This is a genomic window from Gordonia rubripertincta (genome assembly GCF_038024875.1).
GTDB classification, from domain to species: Bacteria; Actinomycetota; Actinomycetes; order Mycobacteriales; family Mycobacteriaceae; genus Gordonia; species Gordonia rubripertincta.
Genome location: NZ_CP136136.1, coordinates 4,320,724 through 4,346,607, shown reverse-complemented (window position 1 = coordinate 4,346,607; position 25,884 = coordinate 4,320,724). Strand labels below are relative to the sequence as shown.

Annotated in this window: 21 protein-coding genes and 5 tRNA genes; 11 read left to right on the top strand and 15 right to left on the bottom strand. The window is 67.8% G+C overall.

All coding sequences use genetic code 11. The annotated features are described in order from the left end of the window. From hemQ to RVF83_RS19710, 3 genes are all read left to right on the top strand, one after another. Window positions 1–696: a hydrogen peroxide-dependent heme synthase gene (gene hemQ / locus RVF83_RS19720; RefSeq protein ID WP_039880255.1), complete on the top strand. Its 696-nt coding sequence runs from the start codon at window positions 1–3 to the stop codon at window positions 694–696. 221 nt (window positions 697–917) lie between these two features. Further along, window positions 918–1,211, top strand: coding sequence for a hypothetical protein (locus tag RVF83_RS19715; protein ID WP_051989276.1), 294 nt, complete (start codon window positions 918–920; stop codon window positions 1,209–1,211). Between the two features lie 214 nt (window positions 1,212–1,425). Then, complete coding sequence (locus RVF83_RS19710) at window positions 1,426–1,908, top strand: hypothetical protein (RefSeq protein WP_005197237.1); 483 nt, start codon at window positions 1,426–1,428, stop codon at window positions 1,906–1,908. 37 nt (window positions 1,909–1,945) lie between these two features. Here the strand turns inward: RVF83_RS19710 and msrB are convergent, their stop codons facing one another. From msrB to RVF83_RS19690, 4 genes are all read right to left on the bottom strand, one after another. Next, on the bottom strand, window positions 1,946–2,371 hold the full coding sequence (msrB, locus tag RVF83_RS19705) for a peptide-methionine (R)-S-oxide reductase MsrB (protein WP_005197235.1): 426 nt from the start codon (window positions 2,369–2,371) through the stop codon (window positions 1,946–1,948). A gap of 50 nt (window positions 2,372–2,421) precedes the next feature. Then, window positions 2,422–3,690 (bottom strand): glycosyltransferase family 87 protein, encoded by a 1,269-nt coding sequence (locus RVF83_RS19700; RefSeq protein WP_005197232.1) that lies wholly within the window; start codon window positions 3,688–3,690, stop codon window positions 2,422–2,424. 72 nt (window positions 3,691–3,762) lie between these two features. Continuing rightward, window positions 3,763–5,331 (bottom strand): alpha/beta hydrolase, encoded by a 1,569-nt coding sequence (locus tag RVF83_RS19695; protein WP_210735063.1) that lies wholly within the window; start codon window positions 5,329–5,331, stop codon window positions 3,763–3,765. 54 nt (window positions 5,332–5,385) lie between these two features. After that, a complete protein-coding gene (locus RVF83_RS19690) occupies window positions 5,386–6,204 on the bottom strand; it encodes a dihydrofolate reductase family protein (RefSeq protein ID WP_005197228.1) in 819 nt (272 codons plus the stop codon). Window positions 6,205–6,239: 35 nt separating this feature from the next. Between RVF83_RS19690 and zapE the strand changes: the two genes are divergently transcribed. Beyond that, window positions 6,240–7,253, top strand: a complete 1,014-nt coding sequence (zapE, locus tag RVF83_RS19685) for a cell division protein ZapE (protein WP_039880252.1) — start codon at window positions 6,240–6,242, stop codon at window positions 7,251–7,253. A gap of 207 nt (window positions 7,254–7,460) precedes the next feature. On the opposite strand, the gene RVF83_RS19680 is transcribed toward zapE, so the two are convergent. The 3 genes from RVF83_RS19680 to RVF83_RS19670 are packed head-to-tail and all read right to left on the bottom strand — an operon-like array spanning window position 7,461 to window position 10,862. Continuing rightward, the gene (locus RVF83_RS19680) at window positions 7,461–8,024 is read right to left on the bottom strand and encodes a GNAT family N-acetyltransferase (protein WP_005197224.1); all 564 of its coding nucleotides are present in this window, start codon (window positions 8,022–8,024) and stop codon (window positions 7,461–7,463) included. After that, complete coding sequence (locus RVF83_RS19675; protein ID WP_005197218.1) at window positions 8,021–8,863, bottom strand: sulfurtransferase; 843 nt, start codon at window positions 8,861–8,863, stop codon at window positions 8,021–8,023. Before RVF83_RS19675 ends, RVF83_RS19680 begins: the two co-directional genes overlap by 4 nt. A gap of 37 nt (window positions 8,864–8,900) precedes the next feature. After that, complete coding sequence (locus tag RVF83_RS19670; RefSeq protein WP_005197216.1) at window positions 8,901–10,862, bottom strand: flavin-containing monooxygenase; 1,962 nt, start codon at window positions 10,860–10,862, stop codon at window positions 8,901–8,903. Between the two features lie 136 nt (window positions 10,863–10,998). Here RVF83_RS19670 and RVF83_RS19665 point away from each other — a divergent pair, with 136 nt between their 5' ends. From RVF83_RS19665 to RVF83_RS19645, 5 genes are read left to right on the top strand one after another with little or no spacing between them, the layout of a single operon-like run. Then, complete coding sequence (locus RVF83_RS19665) at window positions 10,999–11,637, top strand: nitroreductase family protein (RefSeq protein WP_005197215.1); 639 nt, start codon at window positions 10,999–11,001, stop codon at window positions 11,635–11,637. Window positions 11,638–11,648: 11 nt separating this feature from the next. After that, entirely contained in the window at window positions 11,649–13,256 is a 1,608-nt protein-coding gene (locus tag RVF83_RS19660) for a class I adenylate-forming enzyme family protein (protein WP_210735099.1), read from the top strand. Further along, complete coding sequence (locus RVF83_RS19655) at window positions 13,237–13,875, top strand: TetR/AcrR family transcriptional regulator (RefSeq protein ID WP_005197213.1); 639 nt, start codon at window positions 13,237–13,239, stop codon at window positions 13,873–13,875. The genes RVF83_RS19660 and RVF83_RS19655 overlap by 20 nt, the downstream gene beginning before the upstream one ends. Then, the gene (locus RVF83_RS19650) at window positions 13,872–14,981 is read left to right on the top strand and encodes a CaiB/BaiF CoA transferase family protein (RefSeq protein WP_005197212.1); all 1,110 of its coding nucleotides are present in this window, start codon (window positions 13,872–13,874) and stop codon (window positions 14,979–14,981) included. The genes RVF83_RS19655 and RVF83_RS19650 overlap by 4 nt, the downstream gene beginning before the upstream one ends. Next, window positions 14,978–16,585, top strand: a complete 1,608-nt coding sequence (locus RVF83_RS19645) for a 4-coumarate--CoA ligase family protein (protein WP_005197211.1) — start codon at window positions 14,978–14,980, stop codon at window positions 16,583–16,585. The genes RVF83_RS19650 and RVF83_RS19645 overlap by 4 nt, the downstream gene beginning before the upstream one ends. A 16-nt stretch (window positions 16,586–16,601) precedes the next feature. Here the strand turns inward: RVF83_RS19645 and RVF83_RS19640 are convergent, their stop codons facing one another. From RVF83_RS19640 to RVF83_RS19610, 7 genes are all read right to left on the bottom strand, one after another. Then, complete coding sequence (locus tag RVF83_RS19640; RefSeq protein ID WP_005197210.1) at window positions 16,602–18,245, bottom strand: ABC transporter permease; 1,644 nt, start codon at window positions 18,243–18,245, stop codon at window positions 16,602–16,604. A 9-nt stretch (window positions 18,246–18,254) separates the two neighbouring features. Further along, on the bottom strand, window positions 18,255–19,154 hold the full coding sequence (locus RVF83_RS19635; protein WP_005197209.1) for an ABC transporter ATP-binding protein: 900 nt from the start codon (window positions 19,152–19,154) through the stop codon (window positions 18,255–18,257). 82 nt (window positions 19,155–19,236) lie between these two features. Beyond that, window positions 19,237–19,854 carry a hypothetical protein gene (locus tag RVF83_RS19630; protein WP_005197208.1) on the bottom strand — a complete coding sequence of 206 codons (618 nt, stop codon included), beginning with the start codon at window positions 19,852–19,854 and terminating at the stop codon, window positions 19,237–19,239. Window positions 19,855–20,019: 165 nt separating this feature from the next. Then, window positions 20,020–20,092, bottom strand: a tRNA-Gly gene (locus tag RVF83_RS19625). A 74-nt stretch (window positions 20,093–20,166) separates the two neighbouring features. After that, window positions 20,167–20,241: transfer RNA gene (locus tag RVF83_RS19620), tRNA-Val, on the bottom strand. 24 nt (window positions 20,242–20,265) lie between these two features. After that, window positions 20,266–20,339, bottom strand: a tRNA-Cys gene (locus RVF83_RS19615). Between the two features lie 23 nt (window positions 20,340–20,362). Beyond that, window positions 20,363–20,435 (bottom strand) — tRNA-Gly (locus RVF83_RS19610). Window positions 20,436–20,688: 253 nt separating this feature from the next. On the opposite strand from RVF83_RS19610, the gene RVF83_RS19605 reads away from it, so the two are divergent. Together RVF83_RS19605 and RVF83_RS19600 are read left to right on the top strand one after the other, a co-directional pair. After that, a tRNA-Val gene (locus tag RVF83_RS19605) sits at window positions 20,689–20,760 on the top strand. 138 nt (window positions 20,761–20,898) lie between these two features. Then, window positions 20,899–22,272 (top strand): glycosyltransferase 87 family protein, encoded by a 1,374-nt coding sequence (locus tag RVF83_RS19600; RefSeq protein ID WP_005197207.1) that lies wholly within the window; start codon window positions 20,899–20,901, stop codon window positions 22,270–22,272. A 30-nt stretch (window positions 22,273–22,302) separates the two neighbouring features. On the opposite strand, the gene otsB is transcribed toward RVF83_RS19600, so the two are convergent. After that, window positions 22,303–25,884: a trehalose-phosphatase gene (gene otsB / locus RVF83_RS19595; RefSeq protein ID WP_005197206.1), complete on the bottom strand. Its 3,582-nt coding sequence runs from the start codon at window positions 25,882–25,884 to the stop codon at window positions 22,303–22,305.

The window sequence follows — 25,884 nt, the reverse complement described above, 5'->3', positions numbered from 1 at the left end:
ATGGCCCGCTTGGATTACGCAGAACTCAACTCCACGATCCGCTACCTGATGTTCTCGGTGTTCGCCGTCCGCCCCGGCGAGCTCGGCACCGACCGAGACCAGGCCAAGTCGGATGCCGCCGACTTCTTCAAGTCCCTCGAGGACACCGGCGTCGTGGTCCGTGGCGTGTACGACGTGTCGGGTCTCCGCGCCGACGCCGATTTCATGATCTGGTGGCATGCCGCTGACGTCGAGTCGATCCAGGCCGCGTACGCGAAGTTCCGTCGCGAGACCGTCCTCGGTCGCGCCTGCAACCCGGTGTGGAGCAATGTGGCGCTGCACCGGCCCGCGGAGTTCAACAAGAGCCACATCCCGGCCTTTCTCGCCGGTGAGGAAGCGGGTAACTACATCTGCGTGTACCCGTTCGTGCGGTCCTACGAGTGGTACCTGCTGCCCGACGAGGAGCGGCGCAAGATGCTTGCCGACCACGGCAAGGCCGCTCGCGAGTACAAGGACGTCCGTGCCAACACGGTGTCGTCGTTCGCTCTCGGTGACTACGAGTGGCTGCTGGCCTTCGAGGCACCGGAACTGCATCGCATCGTCGACCTGATGCGTGACCTGCGCGCCACCGAGGCACGCATGCACGTCCGCGAGGAGACGCCGTTCTTCACCGGACCGCGCGTCGAGGTCTCGGCGCTCATCGACGCTCTGCCCTGACCCGAGAGTCACCGGCACCGGGCCCCGCGTATCGCGGGTGCCCGGTGTTTTTCGTGGACCATCCAGAGGTACGCCGAACGTGGTCGACTGACCCGTGTCGTCGCTCCAACGGATGAAACCGGGCGGAAACCCTGCGGGTGGTACGCGATGAGGCGGAATGTGATCTGCGTCTCAAACGAGGCGAAGCTCCGATTCGACTCAACGTGGAGGAACACCCGACCATGCTCCATATCGTCTCAGCGGCCCGCATCATCGCGGCGCTGATCTTCTCGGCCGCCCTCGCCGGCGGTGTCGCAGCCGCGAACGCCCAGCCATGCCAGCTGCATCTGGCCAACGGTCAGCTCGCGCCGTGTGCCCCGGGAGTGGTCTCGCACTCGCCGAGCGATCCGGGCGGCGGCAACGACCCGGCCTCTGATCCGGCGTCGTTCGAGCATGTGCTGGTGAAACCGGCTTCACCGATTGTCGAGGAGCCGGAGCCGGAGCCGACCGAGGTCGAGGCACCGCCCGAGAAGTGACGAGCACAAGTCACGTAGAGAGGCACCCGCGAGCACTGCGGGTGCCTCTTCTGGTCGAATTCGCTGTGGCACAAGCGACTTGGTCGATTGATCCGAATCGGTCGAATGCTTGAGAATCGGACAAAACGCCTACCGGCTCTGTTATGACATGGAATGTGAGCTCTGTCTCACATATGGGAACAGCAACGTTCGACTCGACGTGAAGGAACCCCCCATGAACCATCTCGTCCCCGCGGCCCGCATCATCGCAGCGCTCGTCTTCTCGGCCGCCCTTGCCGGTGGCGTCGCGACCGCGAACGCTCAGCCGTGCAAGATGCTCCTCCCCAACGGGCAGCTCGCCCCCTGCGCTCCCGACGTCATCTCCACGATGCCCGGCGAGTACGGCGGCGGAGGCAACGACGCGGCCTCCGAACCGGGGTCGTTCGAGCACAAGCTGGTGAACCTCGCTCCGGCGGCCTCGGCGCCGGCGGAAGAGGAGCCGGCGGAAGAGGAGCCGGTCGACGAGGATCAGATCGACATTCCACAGCCCGAGGTGAAGGATCCGGACCAGCTGAAGGAAGAGCAGGCGCAGAAGGAAAAGGAAGAGCGGGAGCAGAAGGAGAAGGAAGAGCGGGAGAAGAAGGAGCAGCAGGAGAAGGAACAGCAGGAGAAGGAGCAGCAGGAGAAGGAACAGCAGGAGAAGGTACAGAACGGCTAGTTCTGGCCCTTCCCTCCGAACCTCCTGTGCTACTGCGTCACTCGGCCGGCTCGAGCTTCAGGCTGATCGAGTTGATGCAGTAGCGCAGGTCGGTGGGGGTGTCGTAACCCTCGCCGGCGAACACATGTCCCAGGTGGCTCTTGCAGTTCGCGCAGAGGACCTCCACTCGCTTCATGCCGAGCGAATTGTCCTCGACCTCGATGATCTTGTCTCCGGCGAGCGGGGAGAAGAACGACGGCCAGCCGCAATGTGATTCGAACTTCTGCTCGCTGCGGAACAGCTCGGTGTCGCAGGCCCGGCAGCGGTAGACGCCGACCGTCTTGGTGTCGGTGTACTCGCCGGTGAAGGGTGCTTCGGTTCCGGCCTGGCGCAGTACCCGGTACTCGGCCGGGGTGAGGCGCTGCTTCCATTCCTCGTCGGTGAGGTTCGCGAGGTTCTCGGTCTCGGGCTTGCTGTCGGTCATGCGTTCCACGGTAGCGCGGTCCGGGATCTCGCCGGCGTCGCGCGGCGACGCTACTTCGAGAGCGACAGCTCGTCGTCGGGTTTCGCCGCCGGCGCCGGCGGAGCGTCGTTCTCCGAACGCATCACCACGTCCTCGCCGGCGACCCCGTCGGCCCGCATGTCGAGCCAGCGGAACAGCAGCGAGCAGAACACGGCGATCATCAGCAGCGACCAGCCCCACGTCACCTTGTTGTACTCGACCATCCAGCCGAAGGCCGTCCAGCGCTGCGAGTAGAAGCTGTCAAAGGTCATGCAGCCGTACACGCCGAGCCAGGCCGGCCAGTTGCGCACCGCCGATCCGGGCAGGAGCACGGTCATCAGCAGTGGGAACAGCAGCATGGAGTAGTAGCCCTGGCCCAGTGAGCCCACGAGGAAGGTGGTGCCCAGGAGTACGCCCGACGACGTCGCGAGCCAGAGCAGCTCGTTGGTCTTGCGGTAGTAGCGATACAGGAACCACAGCGAGAACGCGGCCATCAGCACGAAGGCGACGCGCAGCAGCAGCACCAGCCATGGCGCGACGCCGAAGTAGGCGCCGTTGCCGGCGATCGAGCTGTTGTAGTAGTCGCGGGCCTCGCCGAGGTAGGGGACCGTCCGGCTGATGAATGCGTCGGCGTCCACCGACATCGGCCAGGCGATCGCGGTCAGTACCAGCGGGATCACGATGGCGAAGGCGAACACGCGCCACTGCCGGTTGAGCAGCGGCAGCAGCATCAGCGGTGCCAGAACGGGTTTCACGGCCAGCGTCAGGCCCATCGGGACGCCCGCCCACCAGTCGTGCCGCGACCGCATCAGCATCAGGAAGGCGATCATGCCCAGCAGCACGAACGAATTGAAGTTCGTGAAGATCAATGTGTGCGAGACGGTTTCGGTGAAGAAGAAGACGAACAGCACCGTCGGCATGACCCATGAGTTGAGGGCGTACCCGAACATCCGGGTCAACAGGTAGGCGCAGATCAGCAGGACCACGACGCTGACCGCGATGAACGCCCACCGCGCGCGTTCGTAGTCGATGACCGCGACCGGCGCCATCAGCAGGGTGCCCGACGGCGGGTACAGGTAGTGCGGGTCCACCGTGGCGTAGTTCTCGCCGTAGACCGGCAGGTTGTTCAGGAAGTTGTAGGCGGCGGCGTACACCGGCTTGAAGTCGTCGGTGCGGTCGCCGTTGACCCCCAGGAACAGCGAGCGGTGCACGACCATGAACAGGCTGATCGGCCACAGGATCATCGGGATGATCCGCTGCGCACTCATCTGGGGATAGAGATACCTGTCGAGATTCGCCACCCGCGCACCGTACTACGGGTGGCCTCCGACTCTCCGCAGAACCCTCCGGGCCAGCACCGATCCGCCTTCGCCCTAGGTGGGGCAGCCGCGCTGGGTGGGTCCTCCGAGAGGTGTCTTCTTCACGTATTCGACCGCGACCTGGGCGGCGCAGGCGCTGCGACCGAGGACCGAAAAGCCCAGTCCGTCCCAGCTGACGGTCACGGGCTCGGCCCCGGCATTCATGAACAGCGGGACGAGGGTGTTCGCGCCTTCGCCACCGTTCACCGGGTCCCGGGTGCCGTTGAGGATCAGGGGGTCGGCGGGCAGCGACGACGGCGGGCGGACCGCGCTGCCCGACGCCCAGCCGTTGCAGCGCACCAGTGACAGGGCACTGTCGGAACCGGTCAGCGGGTTCTGCTTGGTCCAGGCCTCGACGAGTCCGGGGATCTCGTTCTGACCCACCGGGCCGGTGACGTCGTTGCACCGCGACACCAGGGCTCCATCGGTTGTGCGCAGAGCCGCGGCCCGATCGGCGAGGCGGACGAGCGCACCGGTGTCGCCGCGATCGGCGGCGGCGATGGCGCGGGACAGGTCGAGCAGCGACTCGGGGCGATCCGAGGCGAGCGCGAGTGTCGTGGTGATGGCGTTGAGTGTGGTGGTGTCGGACAGTCCGTCCAGACGTCCGGCGCGCGCCTCGGTGAGCAGGCCGGTCATCACCCGCACTCCGTTGGTGCCGAGCGTGCACCCGTCCAGCGTCGAGCATCGCTGCGCGAATCCCTGCAGCGCGCTCTGGACTCCCTGTGCGCGCAGTTGCGCCCGATCGCGGGCGTTCGCGCCGAACGGCGTCGGGGTGTCGAGGATGATGCGTCCCGCGCGGCCGCCGTAGAGGGAGGAGTACGCCAGGACGACGTCGGAGCCCTCACCGACACCGATGAGACCCAGATGTTCGACGCCCCAACGCTGCCGGAGTGTCTCGAGGTCGGCGGCGGCGAACTGCGCCCCGAAGTTGAGCTGGTAGGGCGTCAGCGTCTCGGTACAGCCGTCCGAGGCCGACGACGCAGCCGAGGCGAGCCGGGAGATGCGTGCCTCCGTGCTGGCCCCGCGCGCCGTGAGCCCGTTGTCGGCGATCGTGCTCCGCTCGAGCCGGGTCATGCAGTCGAGGTCCCCGCTCTGGGGAATGCCGCGATGGTCGACGGCCACCACCGGGTGGGCGTCGAGGAATGCCCGGCCCGGACCGGACGTCATCACCATGAGCGTCCGCGACGACGGGAGATCCGATCCCGAGGTGAGGACGAGCGGCGCGGCGTCGGCGGGCGTCGCCGCGGTGCGGGCCCGGGTCGCTGCGATCCGCACGACCTCTCCATCGGGCTTGTTCCGGTCGACGGGGGAGTCGAACTCCGCGCATTCGACGGTCACCCCGGCCGGGCGGGCGATGTCGTAGCGTCCGGCGGTCCCTGCCGCGCAGTCCGACCACTCGAGGTCGGTCCTCGGTACGGCGAGCGCCGGCGCCGGGGGCGGCGCGGAGGACGAGGGTGCCGGACCCTGACCGCCGCCGCCACCGGGGATGAGTTCGGGGCCGCGGTCGGGGCCCACGGCGCACGACGACACTCCGATCGCGACGATCACACCCAGGACTGCCGTGACGGCGTGCGCTCTTCGCATGTCCGCGAGCGTAGTCAACGACGCCGGGCGACGGCCGTGCAGTGATCCGTTCGGTCAGTGGATGGACGATCGGCCGCGGCGCAGCCAGCGCGTGAAGACGTAACCGTCGTCGTCGGTGATGATCGCGGCCGGTGACATCGCCTTGAGTGCGGCGGCCTCTTGCTCGGCGTCGGCGGCCCGAACCGCGATGCGGCCGGCATTCCCGCCGGCCAGATGCGGGCTGGTCGTCAGGCACAGTTCGTCGAGCAGGTCGTCGGCGATGAGCGAGCCGAGCAGGCTCGGGCCACCCTCGCAGAGCACCCGCGGCCAACCCCGCTCACCGCAGGTCTCGATCAGCGCCGAGGTCTCGACGTCGTCCTCACCGCAGTCGATCAGGGTGGCGCCGGCGTCGACGAGCGCGGCGCGCCGCTCTGCGGGGGCCGACGCGCGCGTGAGCACGACGGTGTCGGGGTGGCTCAGCGGCGGGTAGTCCGGCGGGATCGAGAGCGACCGCGACACCAGCGCGAGCGCGGGAGCGGCTGCCTGTCCGTTCTCCTGTCGGAGACCGGCGAACGCCTCGTCGGGTTGCGGCTGGCGGTATCCCTCGGTCGTCGCGGTCCCGGCACCGACGAGGATGACGTCGGCGAGGCCCCGCAGGACCCGGAAGACGGTCTTGTCCCCGTCACCGCCGAGTCCGCCCGATTTCCCGTCGTGGGTGGCCGCGCCGTCGATCGAGGCCACCATGTTGGCCCGAACGAAAGGGGCCGCGGCACCGGGCCCCTCGGACGGGCGTGGTGGATAGCGGTAGTGCTCGGCCAGGCCGAGCAGTGTGTCGTTCCCCTTCTCGTCGGACTCCGCGGATGTGACCTGGGTCGCTTTCTGCAGGTGGAACATGCATCCATCTTTCCGGAGATCGCTACCCTCCACACATGGTGGCCCGACTTTGCGATCGCAACCCTGCGACCTCGCCGGATGCACTCATCGATGAGATGGTGCCTCCGTCGACCTTCGACGACGTGAGCTTCGACTCCTACATCCCCGATCCGAAGGAGCCGTCGCAGGCCCAGGCGGTCGCCAAGGCCCGTGACTTCGTCGCCCGGGCCTCGAAGGCCCGCTCCGGCAAGAAGGGCCTGTTCTCGCGCAAGGCGCCCTCGCAGGGGATCGGCCTGTACCTCGACGGCGGGTTCGGCGTCGGCAAGACCCACCTCCTGGCCTCGATCTACCACTCCATGCCCGAGCCGAAGTCGTTCGCCACCTTTGTCGAGGTCACCCACGTCGTCGGCGCGCTGGGCTTCGTCAACGCCGTCGAGCGTCTCTCGAAGCACACCGTCCTCTGCATCGACGAGTTCGAACTCGACGATCCCGGCGATACGATGCTCGTGTCGCGCCTACTCACTGAGCTCACGGCGAAGGGTGTGTCGGTCGTCGCCACCTCGAACACCCTGCCCGGACAGCTCGGCGAGGGCCGGTTCGCGGCCCAGGACTTCCTGCGCGAGATCCGCAAGCTCTCGGCGGTGTTCGAGACCATCCGCGTCGACGGCCCCGACTACCGCCACCGCGACCTCCCGCCGGCCCCGGACCCGCGCACCGAGTCCGAACTGGTCGACATCGCCGACTCCACCGAGGGCGCGACTCTCGACGACTTCGACGCGCTGTGCGATCACCTGAGCACGCTGCACCCGTCGAAGTACAAGGACCTCGTCGACGGCGTCTCGCTGGTGTGCATCACCGGCGTCCACCCCGCCAAGGATCAGTCGGTGGCCCTGCGCCTCGTGGTGCTCGCCGACCGTCTCTACGACGCGCACGTCCCGGTGACGGTCTCCGGCGCCAAGCTCGACGAAATCTTCACCGACGAGATGCTCGCCGGCGGCTACCGCAAGAAGTACCTGCGCGCGACGTCGCGCCTGCTGGCGTTGTCGCGGTTCGCCGAATCCGCTGCCTGATCCGAGAGAATCGACGCGACTCTCGTTCCCTGATCCGAGAACGCGGCACGACCAACCACTGCTGCCTGAGGTGCGAGGAGCGCAAGCGACGAGCCACGAAGGCCCGGTGAGACGACGTCGCCAGACCCTTCGTGGCTCGCTCCGCTCGCACCTCAGGGAGCGGGCGGGCGACTACTTCGCGGGGAGTTCTCATCCCAGAACGCTGCGTCACAGCTTCTGCGTGAACACGTAGTCGTGTTCGACGCTCCCGCCGAGGTCGAAGGTCCGTACCCCGGCGCGCGTGAAACCGGTTTTGGCGTAGAACTTCTGGGCGCGTTCGTTCAGTTGGTTCACGCCGAGCCAGACGACGACGCTACCGCGGTCGCGGGCACGGTCGAGCGCAGCGTCCATCAGGGCGCGTGACGGGCTGAGACCGGGACGCGAGTGATGGCCGGGGAGGACGTACATCTTCGACACCTCGCTCGCCGGCCGCTCGGGAACGAGGTCGGCGACAACGGGGTTCGACGGATCGCCGTGCAGCACCAGCGCGTAGCCGATGACCGGACCGTCGGCGCCGTCCCGGACGACGAGCACGTCGGCGTCCGGGTCGGCGATGTAACCGCGAAAGTTCTTCTCGGCGAGATTGGTCGCGATGAATTCGGCGATGTCGTCGGCCGCGGCGTGTGGCGGGCAGGCCAGGGGAAAGGTCGCGCCGGCGACCTCCGCCACCGACGCCGCCCGCTCGGGATCGGTGACGAGCTCGACGTTCACCGCGGGATGAGTCGACGTCACGACCGCGAATCGGCCGACGACAGCGGACGATCCGCGTCCGCGGTCCAGGCGTTCATCGACCCGTCGTAGACCGCGACGTCATCGCGACCGAGTGCCTTCAGTGCGAAGGCCGCTGCCGTGGCCGCGATCCCGCCGCCGCAGTAGGTGACCGGCCGTACCGACGGGTCGAGGGCACCCGCGTCGGCGAACAGTCCGCGCAGTTCCTCGAGCGGCTTCAACGCACCGGACTCGTCGACGAGTTCGCCGAACGGGACGTTGACGCTGCTCGGGATGTGGCCGCCGGCGAACGACTCCCGGTCGAGCGCGTTGACCAGCAGTACCGACGAATCCGCGGTGGCCACGACCACCTCGTCGGTCGAGAAGATCCGCTCCGGACGACGGTGCGCGGTGAAAGTGGCAGCCGGATGGGTGGATTCGCCACTCTCGGTGGGTAGCCCCGCCGCCACCCACGCGCCGTACCCGCCGTCGAGGACGACGACGTCGTCGAACCCCTCGAGGCCGAACTGCCACCACAGGCGGGTCGCCCAGATGCCGTTGACCGTGTCGTAGACGACGACGGTCGAGTCGTCGCCGATCCCGGCCGCGCCGACCGCTGCGGCGAACTTCTCCGACGACGCCGCCGCGAACGGCGCCTCGCCGTTCGGATCGGACAACTCGGTGATCTGGTCGAGGAACACCGCGCCGGGCACGTGGCCCTGCAGGTAGGTGTCACGACCGGAGGCGACGTGCGCGCCGTCGGCGTCGAAACTCAGGTGAACCGTCGCGTCGACGACGCGCAGGCGTCCCTCGCCGAGGCGCTTCTGCAGTTCGTTCGGGGTGATCAGCGGTGCGGAGGTCATGCCTGCCACGGTAGTCCGGCAGTCGCCGCGCCTGTGCTCAGGGATCGAGGGGTTCGGCCGTGAGGGGTTCGGTGTGGAAGTCGGCGAGATCGACGTGACGGGTCTTGGCCCAGTAGTCGACGATCCGCCACGGCAGCACCGCCACGACCCGACCGTCGGGGTTGCGGTACCAGTTGGTCATCGCGGGATGCGTCCACACCATTCGTGCGTGCGCACGGTCGACGGCGTCGTTGTACTCGTCGGTGACGTCGCGACGCACCTCGAGGGCCCCGAGCCGGCGCTCGATCATGGCGCGGATGGCGTCGCAGACATAGCGCACCTGGTACTCGAGGATGCTGATGAAGCTCCCGCCGTGTCCGAGTGCGGTGTTCGGGCCGGTGAGGATGAACAGGTTGGGGAAGTCCGGCGCGGTGATGCCGAGGTAGGCGTACGCGTCGTGATCGCCCCAGGCCTCGACCGTCGTCTTGCCGCTGCGGCCGACGACGTCCATCGGGTACAGGTAGCGGTCGCTGTGGAAGCCGGTCGCGAAGACGATGATGTCGAAGTCGTGTGCCCGACCGGTGGAGTCGACGAGACCGGTCTCGGTGACGGAGTCCACGCCGTGGCCCACCAGCTCGACATTCGGCTGCCGCAACATGCGAAACCATCCGTTGTCCAACAGCATTCGCTTGCCGAAGGGCGGGTAGTCCGGCGTCGACGCCTCGATGAGATCGTCGCGGTCGCCGAGCTCGGTGCGCATGTACCGCAGGTAGAACTCGCGGTGTCCGTGATTCACGGCGTTGATCGACGCGGTGGGTTCGGGCCACTCGGGGTCGACGTGCAGCGTCGAATGGACCTTGTCGTTGAAGATCCACGACAACCGCGCGCGGTACCACTCCCGGTACCCGGGCAGGTTGTTCATCAGCCAGTGCACGCTGTCGCCGACCGGGGCGAAGTAGTCGTCGTTGGGGGCGATCCACTGCGGCGATCGCTGGAAGATCGTCAGGGACCCGACCTGGTCGACGATGGCGGGCCCGATCTGCATCGCCGATGCGCCGGAGCCGACGATGGCGACGCGTTGGCCGGCCAGGGCGCCGGGCTCGTCGAGGTCGGTGGGCCAGTTGGCGGAGTGGAACATCCGGCCGGTGAAGGTGTCCATGCCGGCGAGCTGGGGGAGCTTGGGCCGGTTGAGGATGCCGACCGCACTGATCACGATGCGCGAGGTGAGGGTGCTCTCGCTGCCGTCCCGGTCGCGGACCCGCACCACCCACTGCTGGGCGTCGGAATCGTAGGTGGCGGAGAGGACCTCGGTGCCGAACCGGACGCGGTCGCGCACGGCGTGGCGGTCGGCGAAGGCCTGCAGGTAGCCCTGGACCTCGTCGCGCTTGCCGAAATGGGTGGACCAGTCGTGGTCGAAGGACGAGATCGAGTACAGATAGCTCGGGGTGTCGACGCCGGCTCCCGGGTACTGGTTCTCGTACCAGGAGCCCCCGACCTCGTCGTTCTTCTCCAGGACGGTGTGCTCGATGCCGGCCTCGGCGAGCTGCGTGGAGATCAGCATTCCGGCCACGCCCGCGCCGATGACCAGCGCGTTCATCGTCGAACCGAGGTTCTCGGGCAGTTCCGGAAGGTGCGAGCCCCGTAGGTCGCCACGCACGATCTCGCTCATCATCGGTGCGAATTCCGGCGCCACGGGTTCGCCGGCGGTGAAGGACATGAGTGTGGCGACGAGGTCCTCGTCGGCCGGCATGCGTGCCGGTGATCCCTGCTCGTACCAGTCCTCGAGAGCGTCGACGACGGCGCCGCGGATCTCGGCCTGAACGTCCTCGGGCAGGCCGCCGGTCGAGTTGTCGTCCATGCCGCGGCTACGGGTCGGACGATAGCGATCGGCCAGCCAGCGGCGATCCCCGGTCATCTCCACCAGCACGGCGAGCAGCGTCGGGATGTTGCCCGCGTCGACCGCGGCCCGGATCTCCGAGGAAGCCGGACGCGTCTCCGGACGAAGGGAAACTGAAGTCATAGTTGCAACTAACCACTGTTAGTCCCGGTTCGTCAACCGGAGCAAAGTGTCGATTTTCAATGGTTGACGACTGCGAAGTCATGTGGAACTGTGTCCCCAGTCATACTAACAACGGTTAGTGATCACGGAGGTTGACATGGAACTCAGCGAGGCAATGCGCACCACGGGCACCTGCCGCTACTTCAGCGACAAGCCCGTCGAGGACGAGGTGTTCTACCGGGCGTTCGACGACGCGCGCTTCGGTCCGCAGGGCGGTAACCGGCAGCCGGTCCGCTGGGTCGTCGTCCGTGACGAGGTCACCAAGAAGGCGCTCGCCGATCTCTACCTGCCCTTCTGGGAGCCGTACTACAACTCGATCCTCGAGGGTTCCAAGAAGGTCGGCGCCGTCCCGAAGACCATCGAGAGCGCCAATTACTTCGCCCACCACCTCGCCGAGGTGCCCGCGCTCGTCGTGGTCTGCGCCGAGGCGGAGGGGCTGCATCCCACCGACCACGAACTCGGCCGGCTCAGCGTCGTCGGCGGCGCGTCGATCTACCCGAGCGTGCAGAACCTGACCCTCGCCCTGCGCCAGCAGGGTGTCGCCACCGCACTCACGACTCTGCTGTGCGCAGCGGAGAACGAGGTCAAGGACCTGCTCGGCATCCCGGACGGGTTCATCACCGCGGCACACATCGCCGTCGGCTACCCGCGGAACGGCTTCCCGCGCAGGCTCACCCGCAGCCCCGTCGAGGAGATCGCCTTCCTCGACCGCTTCGACAATCGGATGTTCGCGTGAGCGCCCCCGCCATGACCGCAGAAGGACATCTCGCCGGCCGCAGACTCACGGAGAACCAGACGTCACCGTTGGGTCGGGCGACCATCGGTGACCAGTTGCGTAGGCTCTCGCGGTCGCAGGGCAACAAGCCCGCGATCATCGCCTACGACCCCGCCGGCGGCCGCACGTCGACCAGCTACGCCGACCTCAACCGCATGGCGAACCGGGTCGCGCACGTCCTCGTCGATCTCGGCGTCCGGCGCGGCGACCGGGTCGCGGTGATGAGCCGGAATCGTGTCGAGACCGTCGCCTCCTACTATGGCGCGCTCAAGGTCGGCGCGGCCTACTCCGGTGTCAGCCCGCTGTTCCGCGAGAAGGAGATCGCCCAGCAGTTGGGTCATCTCGAGCCCGCGGTGCTCGTCGTCGAACGCGACCTGGCGCCCCTGGCCGGCCCGATCGCCGACAGTCTCGGCATCTCGGTCCTGGTCGTGGGGGAGCCCGAATCGGACTCGTGGAATTCCTTCGACGAGCTGGTCGGGCAGGCGGACGACGCCGAACCAGGGTGTGACGTCGACGAACACGATCTGGCGATGATCGTCTACACCAGCGGCACCGAGTCGACCCCCAAGGGCGTCGAGATCGCGCACCGCAACTACCTGATCTCCACCGCACCCGCGTACACGTGGGGTCTGCGCTGCCTGAACGACGACGTCTGGCTGTACGTCATGCCGTTCCACACGATCGCGGGGATCGGATCGCTGACATCGCTGACCCTGCTCGGCGCCACGCTCGTCCTGCCGGCCGCGGTCGACCCGGCGACGTCGCTGCGGATGATCCGCGACGAGAAGATCTCGGTGCTCGCCCAGACCCCGACCTTCTTCATCGCCCTGGCCAATCACCCCGACTTCGGGCCCGACACCGTCGGCACCGTGCGTCGCTGCCTCACCTACGGCGGCCAGGTGTCCCCGCACGCCGTCGACGCCTGGGCCACCGCCACACCGGAGTCGGTGTGGGGTACCTACTGGGGCCAGTCCGAACTCACCCAGCTCGGCTCGGTCGGATGGTTCAAGCGCCTCGAGGACGTGCCCAACCAGGACCCGACCTGGATCGGGAAGCCGGTCGGCCATCTCGAGGTCCGCGTCGTCGACGCCGACGGCAACGAGGCCGAAGAGGGCGAACTCCTCTGCCGCACACCGTCGGTCATGCTCGGCTACTTCAAGGATCCGGAGAAGACCGCGCAGGTCCTCGAGGGTGGCTGGGTGCACACCGGCGACATCGTGCGGATCGATGACGAGGGCAACATGTTCTTCCGCGACCGGCGTAAGGACATGATCAAGACCGGCGGTTACAACGTCGCCTCCCAGGAGGTCGAACGTGTGCTGCAGTCGCATCCCGACGTCGAACGGGCCGCGGTCGTCGGCCTGCCCGATCCGTACTGGTCCGAGGCCGTCACCGGTTTCGTTGTTCTTCGCGCGGGTACCTCGGCGTCCGCGGAGGACATTCGCGAGTACTGCCGCACCGACCTGGCGTCGTACAAGGTTCCCAAGGCGGTGCACATCGTCGACGAACTGCCGACCGACGCCCAGGGCAAGCTGCTCAAGCGTGAGTTGAGGAGAGTCCATGGAACCCCTCAGGGCTGACGACGCCGCCGGCACGGTCGCGAAAGCGGCGGTGGCGGAGGAGCGTCCGCGCACCCGTCGCGACGAGATCGTGGAGGCCGCGGCGCGGTACTTCGCCGAACACGGTTACGCGAACGCGGGGATGCGCGACATCGCCGAGGCCGTCGGCATGCGAGGTGCGAGTCTCTACAACCACTTCCACTCCAAAGAGGAGATCCTCTACGCCATCGCGCTCCGGATGACCGAGGACCCGCAGCAGGATCTGCTGGTGCTCGACGGCGAGGGCGGCCCCGTCCAACGGCTCACCGCCCTGGTCGAGGCGCATATCCGCAGGCTCGCGCGGTACCGGGTGGAACACCTCGTCGCGCTGCGGGAACTGTCGGCGCTGACGCCGGAGCACCGTCGGGCGGTCACCGACTACCGCAAGTACTACCAGCGGCGCATCCGCGACGTCATCGAGGCGGGCGCCCGGATGGGTGTCTTCGAGGTCCGTGACGCTCACCAGTCGGCGATCGCCGTGCTCGACCTGATGAACGGCATCAGCTGGTGGCTCCGCGACGAGCACGACGTCGACCAGTTGGTCAGCGACTACGTCGATTTCACGATCCGCGGCGTCCTGCACCACCAGGCGGATTCGTGAGCGGTCCGCTCGCCGGCGTGCGCGTGGTCGAGATGCCGGGCCTGGGTCCGACACCGCATGCCGCGATGATGCTCGCCGACCTCGGCGCCGACGTCATCCGCATCCGACGCAAAGGTCCCGAGGCCGCGGGTCCCGACGGCATCGTCGAGGCGGACGCCGGTCTGTACCGGTCCCGTCGGAGTGTCGAGGCCGACCTCAAAGACCCCGCCGACCTGGCACGCGTCCGCGAGATGATCCTGCGGGCCGACATCCTGGTCGAGGGCTTCCGTCCGGGCGTGATGGAACGCCTCGGACTCGGACCCGAGATCTGCGAGGACGCAACGCAACTCGTGTACGCCCGCATGACGGGGTGGGGCCAGGACGGCGATCGCGCGATGCTCGCCGGCCACGACATCAACTACCTGGCGGTGACCGGTGTGCTCGAGGCCATGGGCCCGGCCGGAGCGCCGCCCGTTCCGCCGCTCTCCCTGGCCGGCGACTTCGGCGGGGGGTCGATGCTGCTCGTGGTCGGCGTGCTGGCCGCGCTGCACGACCGGTCGCGGACCGGACGCGGGCAGGTCGTCGACGCCGCGATGGTCGACGGCGCCGGTCTGCTCGCCCAGCTGCAGTGGTCGTGGAAAGCGGCCGGACGCTGGGTGTCCCGATCGGAGGGCAACCTGCTCGACGGTTCCGCACCCTTCTATGCCACCTACGAGTGTGCGGACGGCCGCTTCGTCGCCGTCGGCGCACTCGAGGAGAAGTTCTGGCGCAATCTGATCGGCACCCTCGGTCTCGGTGACCTGCCCGACCGATGGGACCGAGCCCACTGGCCGGTCATCTCCGCCGCGCTTGCCGCCCGATTCGCGACGCGGACCCGCGACGAGTGGTCCGATGACTTCGCCGGCGTCGACGCGTGTCTCACCCCGGTGCTCGACTTCGACGAGGCGGCCGCCGATCCCGTTGCACGGCAACGCGGCAGCTACGTCACCGTCGACGACGCCGTCCAACCCGCACCCGCCCCGCGGTTCTCCCGAACAGTCCTGCCCACGCCGTCCGGGTCCTCGACCGCGGACCTGACGCAGATTCTCGATCAATGGTCGACCGATTCACCTGTGGAGGTGTCGTGAGTTTCGCCAGTCCTTTCCCCGACGTCGAGATCCCCGATGTGAGTGTCTTCGACTATCTGTTCGGGTCGGTCGCCGACGAGGACCGCGGACGGATCGCCCTGGTGGACCCGAAGTCGGGTTCGACGACCAGTTACGGCCAGTTGGTCGGTCAGATCGAGGCGGCGGCCGGCGCTTTGGCGTCGCGGGGGATCGGGGTCGGGGATGTGGTGGGCATCCTCTCGCCGAACATTCCGGCGTTCGCGACCGTGTTCCATGGCATCTTGCGTGCGGGCGCGACGGCGACGACGATCAATGCGCTGTTCACCGCGACCGAGATCGCCAAGCAACTCCGGGATTCCGGCGCCAAGATGCTGGTGACGATCTCGCCGATGTTCGAGCAGGCCAAGGCGGCCGCCGACGAGGTGGGGTTGGCCGCGGAGAGCCTGATCGTCCTCGACGGTGAGGGGCAGGACGCCTCGGGTCATCCGAACGCGGTGGATCTGCTGGGTCCGCACCTGCCCGCGCCGGACGTCTCCTTCGACCCGGCCACCCATGTGGCGGTGTTGCCCTACAGCTCGGGAACGACCGGGAATCCCAAGGGTGTTGCGCTGTCTCACCGGAATCTGGTCGCCAACGTCGCCCAGCTGAGGCCGTTGCAGGGTATGACCGCCGACGATGTGGTGATCGCGGTGCTGCCGTTCTTCCACATCTACGGAATGACGGTGCTGCTCAACGCGGCTCTCGCGGCTCGCGGTTCGCTGGTCATCATGCCGCGGTTCGATCTGGTGGAGTTCTTGGAGAACATCCAGAACCACAAGGTGACGATGGCCTACATCGCGCCGCCGGTCGCGGTGGCGCTGGCGAAGCATCCGATCGTGGACAATTACGACCTGTCGTCGTTGCACACGATGATGTCGGGGGCGGCCCCGCTCGACGACGAGTTGGGTCAGGCCGTGGCCAAGCGTTTGGACCTGCACATGTTGCAGGGTTACGGCATGAGCGAGCTGTCGCCGGTCTCGCACATCATCCCCTTCGACACCCAGGCCACGTTGGGGCGTGAGGATCCGCCGCTGTCGTCGACGGGCTGGCCGGTGCCGAACACCGTGAACAAGGTCGTCGACCCGGCCACCGGTGAGGACATCCCCCTTCCGCAGGAGGGGCTCTCGGAGCCGGGTGAGTTGTGGGTGAAGGGGCCGAACGTGATGCTCGGTTACCTCAACAACGAGCAGGCCACCGCCGACACCATCGATGCCGACGGTTTTCTGCACACCGGTGACATGGCGCAGGTCGATCCGACGGGGTGTGTCTACATCGTCGATCGGCTCAAGGAGCTCATCAAGTACAAGGGCTACCAGGTGCCGCCGGCGGAGTTGGAGGCCCTGCTGCTGACCCATGACAAGATCGCGGACTCGGCGGTCATTGGTGTGATCGATGCGGAGTCGGGGGAGGAGATCCCGAAGGCGTTCGTCGTCCGGCAGCCCGAGGCCGAGCTGACCGCCGACGAGGTGATGGAGTTCGTGGCGTCGAAGGTGGCCCCGCACAAGAAGGTTCGTGCGGTGGAGTTCATCGAGGCGATCCCGAAGTCGGCGTCGGGCAAGATCCTCCGCAAGGACCTGCGCAAGTAGGAGAGCGGATCAACGTCTACCCCAGGTCGCGGCGGGCCAACCCGACGAAGCCGACGGTCAGTGTGACTGCCGCCAGCGCCGTGACGACGACGGGACCGCCCGGCGTCACGGCGTCGAGCGGGACCTGCGGTAGATGCTGGAACGGTGACGCCGCGCGTGTCCACTCCGGCAGGTCGAACGACTCGGCGAGGATCTCGGCGACGACGCAGTACGCGAAGTAGGTCCAGGACACGATCGCGGCTGCTCGCGGTATGAGTCCGACGCCTGCGGCCGCCGCGGCGAGGATCAGCCAGACCGCCGGGAGGTAGGCGGCCGAGGCGACGAGCAGGCGCGGGATCTGGCCGAGGTCGTCGACGGTCAGCCCGTAGGCGAGGCCTTCACCGATGGCGCCCGCAGCCAGGACGATCGCACTGCCGCCGAGTGCCATCGTGAGATGGCCGCCGAACCAGGACAGCCGGTTCGCGTTCGCCGCGACGATCGATTCAGCCAGTTCGGCGGTTTCCTCCCGCCGGGCGCGCAGTGTGCTGTTGACGCCGTATCCGGCCGACATCAGGGCGGCGATCGTGAGCGTGAGTGCGAGGTAGGCGTCCACGGCGTCCTCGGCGCCGCCGGGCAGGAACTCCGCGATCTGAGGGTTGTCCTCGATGAAGTCGGTGATCGCGTCGCCGAACGAGCCGTAGGCGGCCGACAGGACGAACACGCCTGCCGCCCAGGCGGCGATCGATCCGCGGTGCAGACGCCACGCCAGGCCCGTCGTCGTACGCAGCAGCCACGACGCCTCTGCGCGCCCGGCCCGGTTGCCGAAGATCCCGGCGCCGAAATCGCGGTGCTCGGACACCGCCACGGCGGCTGCGATGGTCAGCGTCGATGCCACGAGTGGAAGCAGGAGCGGCCACCACTTGTCGTCGACGTACGGGAACGTGCGCTGACCCCAGCCGATGGGGGAGAGCCACGACATCGCTCCGTTGCCGACATCACCGATCGCCCGCAGAACATACGCCAGCCCGATCATCGCCGTGATCGAACCGTAGACGCTGCGGGGATTCTCGAAGATCTGCGCGGCCAGTGCCGTCAGGGTCGCGAAGGTGAGGCCCACTCCGGCCAGTGCCGCGCCGAAGACAACGGAACCGCCGAGCGGGAGGCCGGTGGCGAGGGCGGTGATCGCGACGGCAACGCCGGCGGCGAGATTCGCGACGGCCGCAAGAGTCAATGCGGTCGCGACCGGCGCATCGCGGCCGACTCGCGTCGAGCGGAGGAGTTCGGCGCGACCGTTCTCCTCGTCTGTGCGGGTGTGCCGACCCACGAGGAACATCGACATGAGGCCGAGAACAATTGCGGCATAACCGAATATCTCGAAGACCACTTCGCCGCCGATCGTGGCGAGCAGCTCCTCGGGTCCGCCGAGCGCGATCACCGCGGGACTACCGCCGATGGTCTCGCGCAAAGCGGCCAGCTTGGCCGGGGTGTCGTAGAAGTTCTGGCTGGCGACAGCCTGGAATCCCACCAGGGCGGCGGTTCCGCCGATCCATGCCACGAGCGCGGCTCGTTCGCGCCGAACGTAGAACTTCAGCAGTGTGCGGAGGCCGGTGGCGTCCGCAGCCCGTCCGACGCCACGAACCGGGTTTCGCTCCGAGACCTGCACCATCTCGACCTCCGCCATCGGATGTCCTCAGGCCCCAGTCGCCCGGGTCCCGGTGCCGTAATGCCGGAGGAAGATGTCCTCCAGAGTCGGTGGCGCGCTGGTCAGATCGCGGACGCCCAGGGCGGCGAGTTCGCGGACGACGGTGTCGAGGGCGGTGGCGTCGACGGTGCAGCGGATGCGGTGTCCGTCGCGGATCAGGTCGTGTACGCCCGGGAGGTCGTCGAGGGCCGCGGGATCGTGGGCGGTCTCGGCACTGATCTCCAGACGACCGAGGTGACGCAGGTCGGACAACGACCCGCTGTCCACCGTCCGGCCGGCGCTGATGAGGGTCACCCGGTCGCAGAGCGCCTCGACCTGGGCCAGGATGTGGCTCGACAAGAGAACGGTCCGCCCGCTGCGGCGCTCCTCCTCGATGCACCGCTGGAACTCGGCCTCCTTGAGCGGGTCCAAGCCGGACGTCGGCTCATCGAGAAGGAGGAGTTCGGCGTCGGAGGCCAGCGCCGCGATCAGCGCGACCTTCTGCCGATTGCCCTTGGAGTAGGTGCGCGACTTCTTGCGCGGGTCGAGTTCGAAACGTTCGATCAGCACATCCCGGCGTCGGCGATCGCGGTCTCCGCGGAGGTTGCACAGGAGGTCGATCACCTCGCCGCCGGTGACGCCCGGCCACAGATTCACCTCGCCGGGTACATACGCGATGCGGCCGTGCAGATTCACGTTGTCGCGCCACGGATCTCGACCCAGAACGCGGACGACTCCCGAATCCGCCCGCAGCAGTCCGAGCAGAACCCGGATGGTGGTGGTCTTACCGGAGCCGTTGGGTCCGAGGAAGCCGTGGACCTCTCCCTCGGCGACGGTCAGGTCGAACCCGTCGAGGGCCCTGACATGGCCGAACGACTTGACCAGCTGCTGGATCTCGATCGCGGCCACGTTCTCAGCGTAAGGCCGGCGAGTGCCCGGATCGCGGGGCCGAAAGTCACCTGATCTCGGCCCCGCGAACACGGCGAGTAACTCAGCTGGAACCGAACAGGCCGTCGAGCGAGCCGCCTCCGCCTCCGCCGCCTCCGCCGGCGCAACCGGTCACGGTGACGTGATGCCACTCGCGGTCTCCGAGCCACTCGGGGCCGCCGTCTCCGAGGTTTCCGGGCGGGCCGAGGACCATCCGGTAGGCGACGTCGTGCGTCGCCGCGTCCGGATTCGGGAGTGCGGGGTTGTAGCTGTCGGTGATGTTCTTCAGATTCTTGGTGTAGCTGACGGTGGACACAGGACGGCCCTTCTCCATCCAGAAGTTGTCCACGGTGTTCTCACCCATCGTGTCAATGTCGTCAGGCCACTTCGGGTACGACTCCACTGTCGTATGCATCCCACCGGTGCGTCCGACCTGGAAGTCGGCATAGTCGACGTCGCGCAGCGGTTCGTCGTCGATGCGCCAGTCGAGCGTGTAGGACGTGATGTTGGTTTCGTTCGTCAGCGTGAACTTCACCTCGCAATTTCCGAGGTTCTCCGCCCAGAACTGGACAGGGCCTGTCCGCTGACCGTTGTCGGCTGCCAGCGCGACACCTGGTGCGATGGAGAGCGCCGACCCCCCGGCGGCAACCGTCGCCAGTCCGGTGACAATGGTCCGTTTCATCAATTGCCTCACCCATTTCGTCTTGTCCCGACCTATCTGGGACGCTATGGACGGGTCAAATGTCCAATTCTGAGATCTGGGTCACATGGCACGAATCTGCCGCCGCTGGGCGCGTGGAAGACACAGAAGAGCCCCGGTCGGTGGACCGGGGCTCTTCTGTGTACGAGCGGATGACGGGATTCGAACCCGCGACCCTCACCTTGGCAAGGTGATGCGCTACCAGCTGCGCTACATCCGCATGTCCGCGAGCGATGGTGCTGCTCGCGTGGCCAAGAGAAAGCCCCGGTCGGGGACCGGGGCTGACTTCTCTCGTGGTGCGCGATACAAGGATTGAACTTGTGACCTCTTCCGTGTCAGGGAAGCGCTCTCCCACTGAGCTAATCGCGCGGGACTTTGTTGAGTTGTGATGCGTGGAGGTGGCGACGGGAATCGAACCCGTGTACACGGCTTTGCAGGCCGTTGCCTCACCACTCGGCCACACCACCAGATGCGAGGTCGACTCGCGCCGAGCGGATGACGGGATTCGAACCCGCGACCCTCACCTTGGCAAGGTGATGCGCTACCAGCTGCGCTACATCCGCATGCCCACGAGCGATCTTGTGGATCGTGCTGCTCGCGGTGCGAAGAGAAACTTACGCGATCGATTCCGAACTTTACAAATCGCCAGGTCAGGAGCTTGCCGATCGGTGAATTCCCAGCGTGTGATTACCGGAGACCGTCAGATTCGAGGTCTGTGACGTGGGGCACGTCCGTGATTTGGGAACTCTGGGCAAGCCGTGTAATCTTCTGGCTCGTGCGCAGGCGCCCCTGTCACAGACATCAGGCGCCCGACACGGTCCCGTGGCTCAGTGGAAGAGCGTCCCGTTCACACCGGGAAGGTCGCTGGTTCGATCCCAGCCGGGACCACCGAGCAAAGCCCCGCTGAGAAATCTCGGCGGGGCTTTGCCGCGTGCTGGGTGGTGTTTCGACGCGAATAGGCAACGACTCGCCCATCGTCGGCGTTTCCCGTGACCTGGATCACAGCTCGGGCGTAGTCTCGCCCGCGTGTCCGTACCGACCGTCCACTCGCGTTCCATCCCGGCGTGGGCGATCGTGCTCACGGGGATCGCGGCTCTCGGCGTGATCGCCTGGCACATCACCGCTTTCCCGATGAGCAACCCGTTCTACGGGCTGTTCGAGAACGCGACCGACGTTCGGGTCTACCGAGCCGGCGCCGACGCCGTGCTCGACTCGCGTTCCCTCTACGACGCCCCGGTGCTCTGGCGCCTGCACTTCACCTACCCGCCGTTCGCGGCGCTCGCGTTCGCGCCGCTCGCCGTGCTGGGGGCGGACGTCGCCAAAATCACCTGGTGGGCAATCGGTTTCGCGGCGCTCGCCGCCGTGGTGACGCTGGGTGCGCGCAGCCTGGGTTACCGGACCGATGCCCGCCTCGTCGGGTTCGCGGTTCTGTTCTCCGTCGCGGTGACCGCACTCGAACCCGTACGGACCACCATCTGGCTCGGCCAGGTCAATCTCCTGATCATGGCGCTGATCCTGACCGACCTGGTGTTCCTGCGCGCCGATTCGCGGTGGCGGGGGATCGCGATAGGGATCGCCGCCGGACTCAAGCTGACGCCCCTGTTTGCGGTGATCTACCTGCTCGTCACCCGGCAGTGGCGCGCGGCGGCCACCGCCATCACCACCTTCGGTGCCACGGTTGCGATCGGGTTCCTCGTCATCGGGGCGGATTCCCGCGCGTACTGGACGCGTCACCTCATGGACTCCGACCGGGTCGGCCGCGCCGACTCGCCCGCCAACCAGTCGGTCCGCGGCTTCGGGTCGCAGCTGCTGGCACACCTGGACGTCCGGCGATTCACCCATCCCGGGCCGGGCGGGCCGGTGTTCGACGTGCCGCCGTGGCTGTGGGTGCCCGCGGCACTGGTGGTCGCGGTGCTGGGCCTGTGGGCCGCCGTCGTCGCCCGGCGGATGTCGCGACCACTCCTGGCCGCGACGATCGTGGGGATGACGATGTGTGCGGTGTCGCCCTTCGCCTGGGGCCACCACTGGGTGTGGTGCGTGCCGCTGCTGCTGGTCACCCTCGACCTCGCACTGCGGCATGGCGGGTCGCGCCGCACCTGGTGGTACTGGCTCGCCCCGGCCGGTGTCGTCGCGCTGACCTTCACCTGGTGGCGGCACTGGTGGGACAGCGGGCCGTATCTCACGTCGGATCATGCGATCTCGTTGGGGCTCTTCATGATGCCGAGGGCGGTGGGCCCCGGCCCCGTCGACCACGCGCTCGTCCTTCTCTACGCGGGGTGCTACCCGTTGCTGCTCGCCGTCACCGTCGTGGCGACCCTGCTGGCCGGGCGTCGGACACGGGACCGCCGACCTTCCGTGGGTGAGTCGCTCGCCCCGGAGGACGTCGTCGCGGTCGCCTGAGAGGCCGGCGGTCCGTCATGCCGGGGGGAGTCATCTGAAGTGGACCGTCGTCCCGGGTTTCAGCTGAACCAGGGTCTCGCGACACTGCACATCGACCGGGGCGACGTCGCGCCGTTCCGATGTGACCTCGACGCCGCTGCCGCTGACCCGCAACTGCAGGCGGTGCCTGCGGTAGTAGACGCGGAAGGACAAGACGCCCAGTGATCGCGGCCACCGCGGGTTGAGGATCAGGCGGTCGTCGCGGAGCTCGAGGCCCGTGAAACAGCGCTGCAACAGGTCGATGCTCCCGCACATGGCCGCCAGATGGATCCCCTCCGACGTCGTACCGCCCTGGATGTCGGCGATGTCGGACTCGAGGACCCGGTCGAAGAACGACACCGCGTGTTCGCGGTCGCCGCGGGCGAGGACCCACGCGTGGACGACCGAACTCAACGTCGACCCGTGCGAGGTCCGGGACATGTAGTAGTCGATGGTGTGCGGGATCATCTCGGGCGGCAGTCCATAACCCAGGCGTTCCAACAGTTCTCGCAACTCGTCGGCAGACAGCAGGAAGAAGAGCATGAGAACGTCTGCCTGCTTGGACACCTTGTACCGGTTGACGTCGTCGTTCTCGGCCTCCAGGATGCGGTCGAGTCGCTGGATGTTCCCGTACTCCGCGCGGTAGGCCGCCCAATCCAGTTCGGCCAGTTCGTCATACCCCTCGAACTGGCTGATCGTGCCGTCGTGGAAGGGGACGAACATGCGGCTGGTCAGCGTCCGCCACAGCTCGAGTTCCGGTTCGCGCAAACCGATGTCGTCGAGCAGATTGACCCGGTCGCGCTGCGGGATGGTCGCCAGGGCATCCAGTGCGCGCCGGATGACCCACACCGCCATCACATTCGTGAACGCGTTGTTGTCGATCCCGTCGTAGGGTGCGTCCGGGTAGCCGGAGTGGAACTCGTCGGGCCCGATCACCCCGCGGATCACGTAGCGATCGTGGCGCGGGTCGTAGGTCGCGAGGTCGGCCCAGAACCGGGCGATCTCGACGAGCAGTTCCGCGCCGGACTCGACCAGGAAGTCCAGGTCGTGTGTCACCTGGAAGTACTGCCACACGTTGTAGGCGACGGCCAGTCCGATGTGGTGCTGGCGGGCGCTGGGGTCCGGGTTCCACCGCCCCGACCGTGGATTGAGGTGTAGCTCCGGGCTTTCCTCCCGGCCGTCGCTTCCGGACTGCCAGGGGTACATCGCACCCCGATGACCGGCCTCGCGGGCGGCGACCCGCGCCTCGTCGAGTCTCCGGAACCGGTAGCGGAGCAGCGCTTTGGCGAGCTTGGGCAGCCGGGGCGTGAGGACGGGCAGGACGAAGACCTCGTCCCAGAAGATGTGGCCGCGATACGCCTCGCCGTGCAGTCCTCGCGCCGGGATGCCGACGTCCATGTCGATGGTGTTGTGCGAGACCACCTGCAGCATGTGCAGCGTGTGGAACCGGATGACCCGTTGCGCGTCGGGGTGCCCGTCGAGGTCGGTGCGGCACAGGTCCCACAGCCGCACGCACGCCCTGGCGTGACCGGTGAGCAGGTCCTGGAACCGCCCGAGCCGGGCGAGCGTGCCCGACGCGGCGACACCGGGCTCGGAGATCCCGTTGTCGCGCGAGGTGTACAGCGTCACGACCTTCTCCACGGACACCTCTTCACCGGCGGCGATGTCGACACTGATCCGGTGCCCGATCCGCCCCTGATCGGAGATCAGGTCGTAGTGGGCGGGTAACTGTTCGTTCCCCCGCCACACCGTGGTGCGGGCGCCGACCGCGATGGTGATGCGGGACTGGTTGGTCTGCACCCGCAACAGAACCGAGTCCGTCGAAGCCGCGGTGCCCTCGCGGGCGGTGAGATGCCGGCTCGCCAGTTCCCGGTAGCGATCGACCCCGGCGTTCGTGACTCTGCCGTCGATCATCGAGGAGACCTCGATCCGCCCTGCCCAGTCCTCGGCGCGGACCCGGGTGTCGAGGGCGGCGACATGACGCTGGTCCATCGACACGAATCGGCGTTGACGGACGGAGGTGGTGCGGCCGTGTGCATCGCGGAAGCGCACATCGCGGGACAGCATCGCGCGCCGCAGGTCGAGGGTCTGACGGAACGACAACACCTCGACCTCGTCGACGGTGAACCACTCACCGCTGTCGACCCGGAAGGTCAGCGGCAACCAGTTCGGCAGGTTGACCAGGCTCTCGTTCTCCACGTCGCCGGCGGGTAGCTGATCGGTGAGCCGGTTGTACACGCCGGCGGCGTAGGTGCCCGGATAGTGCACTGGCCCCGCGTCGCATTCCGGGGCCGCCCCGCGGGTCGCGAAGTAACCGTTCCCCACGGTGCACAGGGCCTCGCGCAGCTTCTCGGCGGGCGGATCGTAGGAGTCGTAGGTCAGTGACCAGTCGGCCGGGGGTTCGCTCGCCTGCTCGACGTGGTCGGCGATCTGGGCCAGCAGCGCCGGGATCGCCGAGGGGGACTCCACGGCGAACTGGGCGGCCGTGCGGCGGTCGCGGTTCTCCTCGGCGCGCACCACGATCCCGATCCCGTCGGTGGCGATCCGGTCGAAGGCGTCCTCGTCGGTGAGATCGTCGCCGAAGTAGACCGGAATCCACCCTTGGTCGACGGCGCCCACCTGATGGCGGACCCACTCCAGCGCCTGCCCCTTGTCCCAGTCGACGTCGGGTTTCAATTCGAGCACCATGCGACCGGGAAGGGCGCGCAAGCCGCGGCGTGCACCGATCTCGCGAGCCGCCGCCACGATGCCCTCGACGTCGGCCGGGGAGGCGTTGCGGAAGTGGACGGCAACACTGAAGTGCTTGGGCTCCACCAGGACCCCGTCGACATCGGCGAACCGTTGCCGCAGTTCCTCGGACGCCGCGACGACCGAAGACGTGGACGTGCGCGCCGCCTCGTTGACGAAATGCTCGCCCTCCGGGCCGAGGAGTTCGAGGCCGTGGCATCCGGCGTACCAGAGGTCGGGCAGCCCGACGCGCTCGCGGATGTCGTCGAGGTCGCGACCGCTGATGACCGCGACCGGGCACAACTGCGCCAGCCGGGTCAGCGCCTCGGCGGCCCCGTCGACCAGGACCGCGGCGGACGGGTCGTCGACGATGTCGGACAGGGTTCCGTCGAAATCGAGGAAGACCACGGGTCGGCGAGACGCGGCGATGGCGTGCAGGTGATCGAGGTAGGTCAAGGCGTCCGGCATCGTCGAGATCCGGGCGCCGCCGAGGCGGACCCGGATGTCGGCGGGGTCGCCGACCACGGCGTCGGCGCCGAGGCGTCGCAGTTCATCGGCCCGCGCCGGCGTCCCGATCGCCACGACGAGCGCGAACCCGTTCCGCCGGGCGGCAGCCACCCCCTCCGGGGTGTGTTCCACGACAGCGCACCGCAGGGGCGACACCCCGAGTCGCCCGGCGGTGTCGAGCAGGGTGTGCTCGGACGACCGGGCACCGCAGGCGATACCGAACCCGTGGAGACGCTGGACGAGACCGTCGGCAGAGCCGCGCCCACGCGGGTGCGCCTCGGCGTCGACGGTCGAGTCGTCGGGGCCGAAGATCACGCCGTCGTGCAGTCGTGCGTCGATCGTCACCGGACGCGTGCCCAT

Excerpts from the sequence above, each read along its gene's own strand:
- RVF83_RS19665 (WP_005197215.1), top strand. The coding sequence starts at position 10,999 with ATGGAACTCAGCGAGGCAATGCGCACCACGGGCACCTGCCGCTACTTC.
- RVF83_RS19655 (WP_005197213.1), top strand. The coding sequence starts at position 13,237 with ATGGAACCCCTCAGGGCTGACGACGCCGCCGGCACGGTCGCGAAAGCG.
- RVF83_RS19675 (WP_005197218.1), bottom strand. The coding sequence starts at position 8,863 with ATGACCTCCGCACCGCTGATCACCCCGAACGAACTGCAGAAGCGCCTC.
- msrB (WP_005197235.1), bottom strand. The coding sequence starts at position 2,371 with ATGACCGACAGCAAGCCCGAGACCGAGAACCTCGCGAACCTCACCGAC.
- RVF83_RS19630 (WP_005197208.1), bottom strand. The coding sequence starts at position 19,854 with ATGAAACGGACCATTGTCACCGGACTGGCGACGGTTGCCGCCGGGGGG.
- RVF83_RS19710 (WP_005197237.1), top strand. The coding sequence starts at position 1,426 with ATGAACCATCTCGTCCCCGCGGCCCGCATCATCGCAGCGCTCGTCTTC.
- RVF83_RS19670 (WP_005197216.1), bottom strand. The coding sequence starts at position 10,862 with ATGACTTCAGTTTCCCTTCGTCCGGAGACGCGTCCGGCTTCCTCGGAG.
- hemQ (WP_039880255.1), top strand. The coding sequence starts at position 1 with ATGGCCCGCTTGGATTACGCAGAACTCAACTCCACGATCCGCTACCTG.
- RVF83_RS19660 (WP_210735099.1), top strand. The coding sequence starts at position 11,649 with ATGACCGCAGAAGGACATCTCGCCGGCCGCAGACTCACGGAGAACCAG.
- RVF83_RS19715 (WP_051989276.1), top strand. The coding sequence starts at position 918 with ATGCTCCATATCGTCTCAGCGGCCCGCATCATCGCGGCGCTGATCTTC.
- RVF83_RS19690 (WP_005197228.1), bottom strand. The coding sequence starts at position 6,204 with ATGTTCCACCTGCAGAAAGCGACCCAGGTCACATCCGCGGAGTCCGAC.
- RVF83_RS19640 (WP_005197210.1), bottom strand. The coding sequence starts at position 18,245 with ATGGCGGAGGTCGAGATGGTGCAGGTCTCGGAGCGAAACCCGGTTCGT.
- RVF83_RS19695 (WP_210735063.1), bottom strand. The coding sequence starts at position 5,331 with ATGCGAAGAGCGCACGCCGTCACGGCAGTCCTGGGTGTGATCGTCGCG.
- otsB (WP_005197206.1), bottom strand. The coding sequence starts at position 25,884 with ATGGGCACGCGTCCGGTGACGATCGACGCACGACTGCACGACGGCGTG.
- zapE (WP_039880252.1), top strand. The coding sequence starts at position 6,240 with ATGGTGGCCCGACTTTGCGATCGCAACCCTGCGACCTCGCCGGATGCA.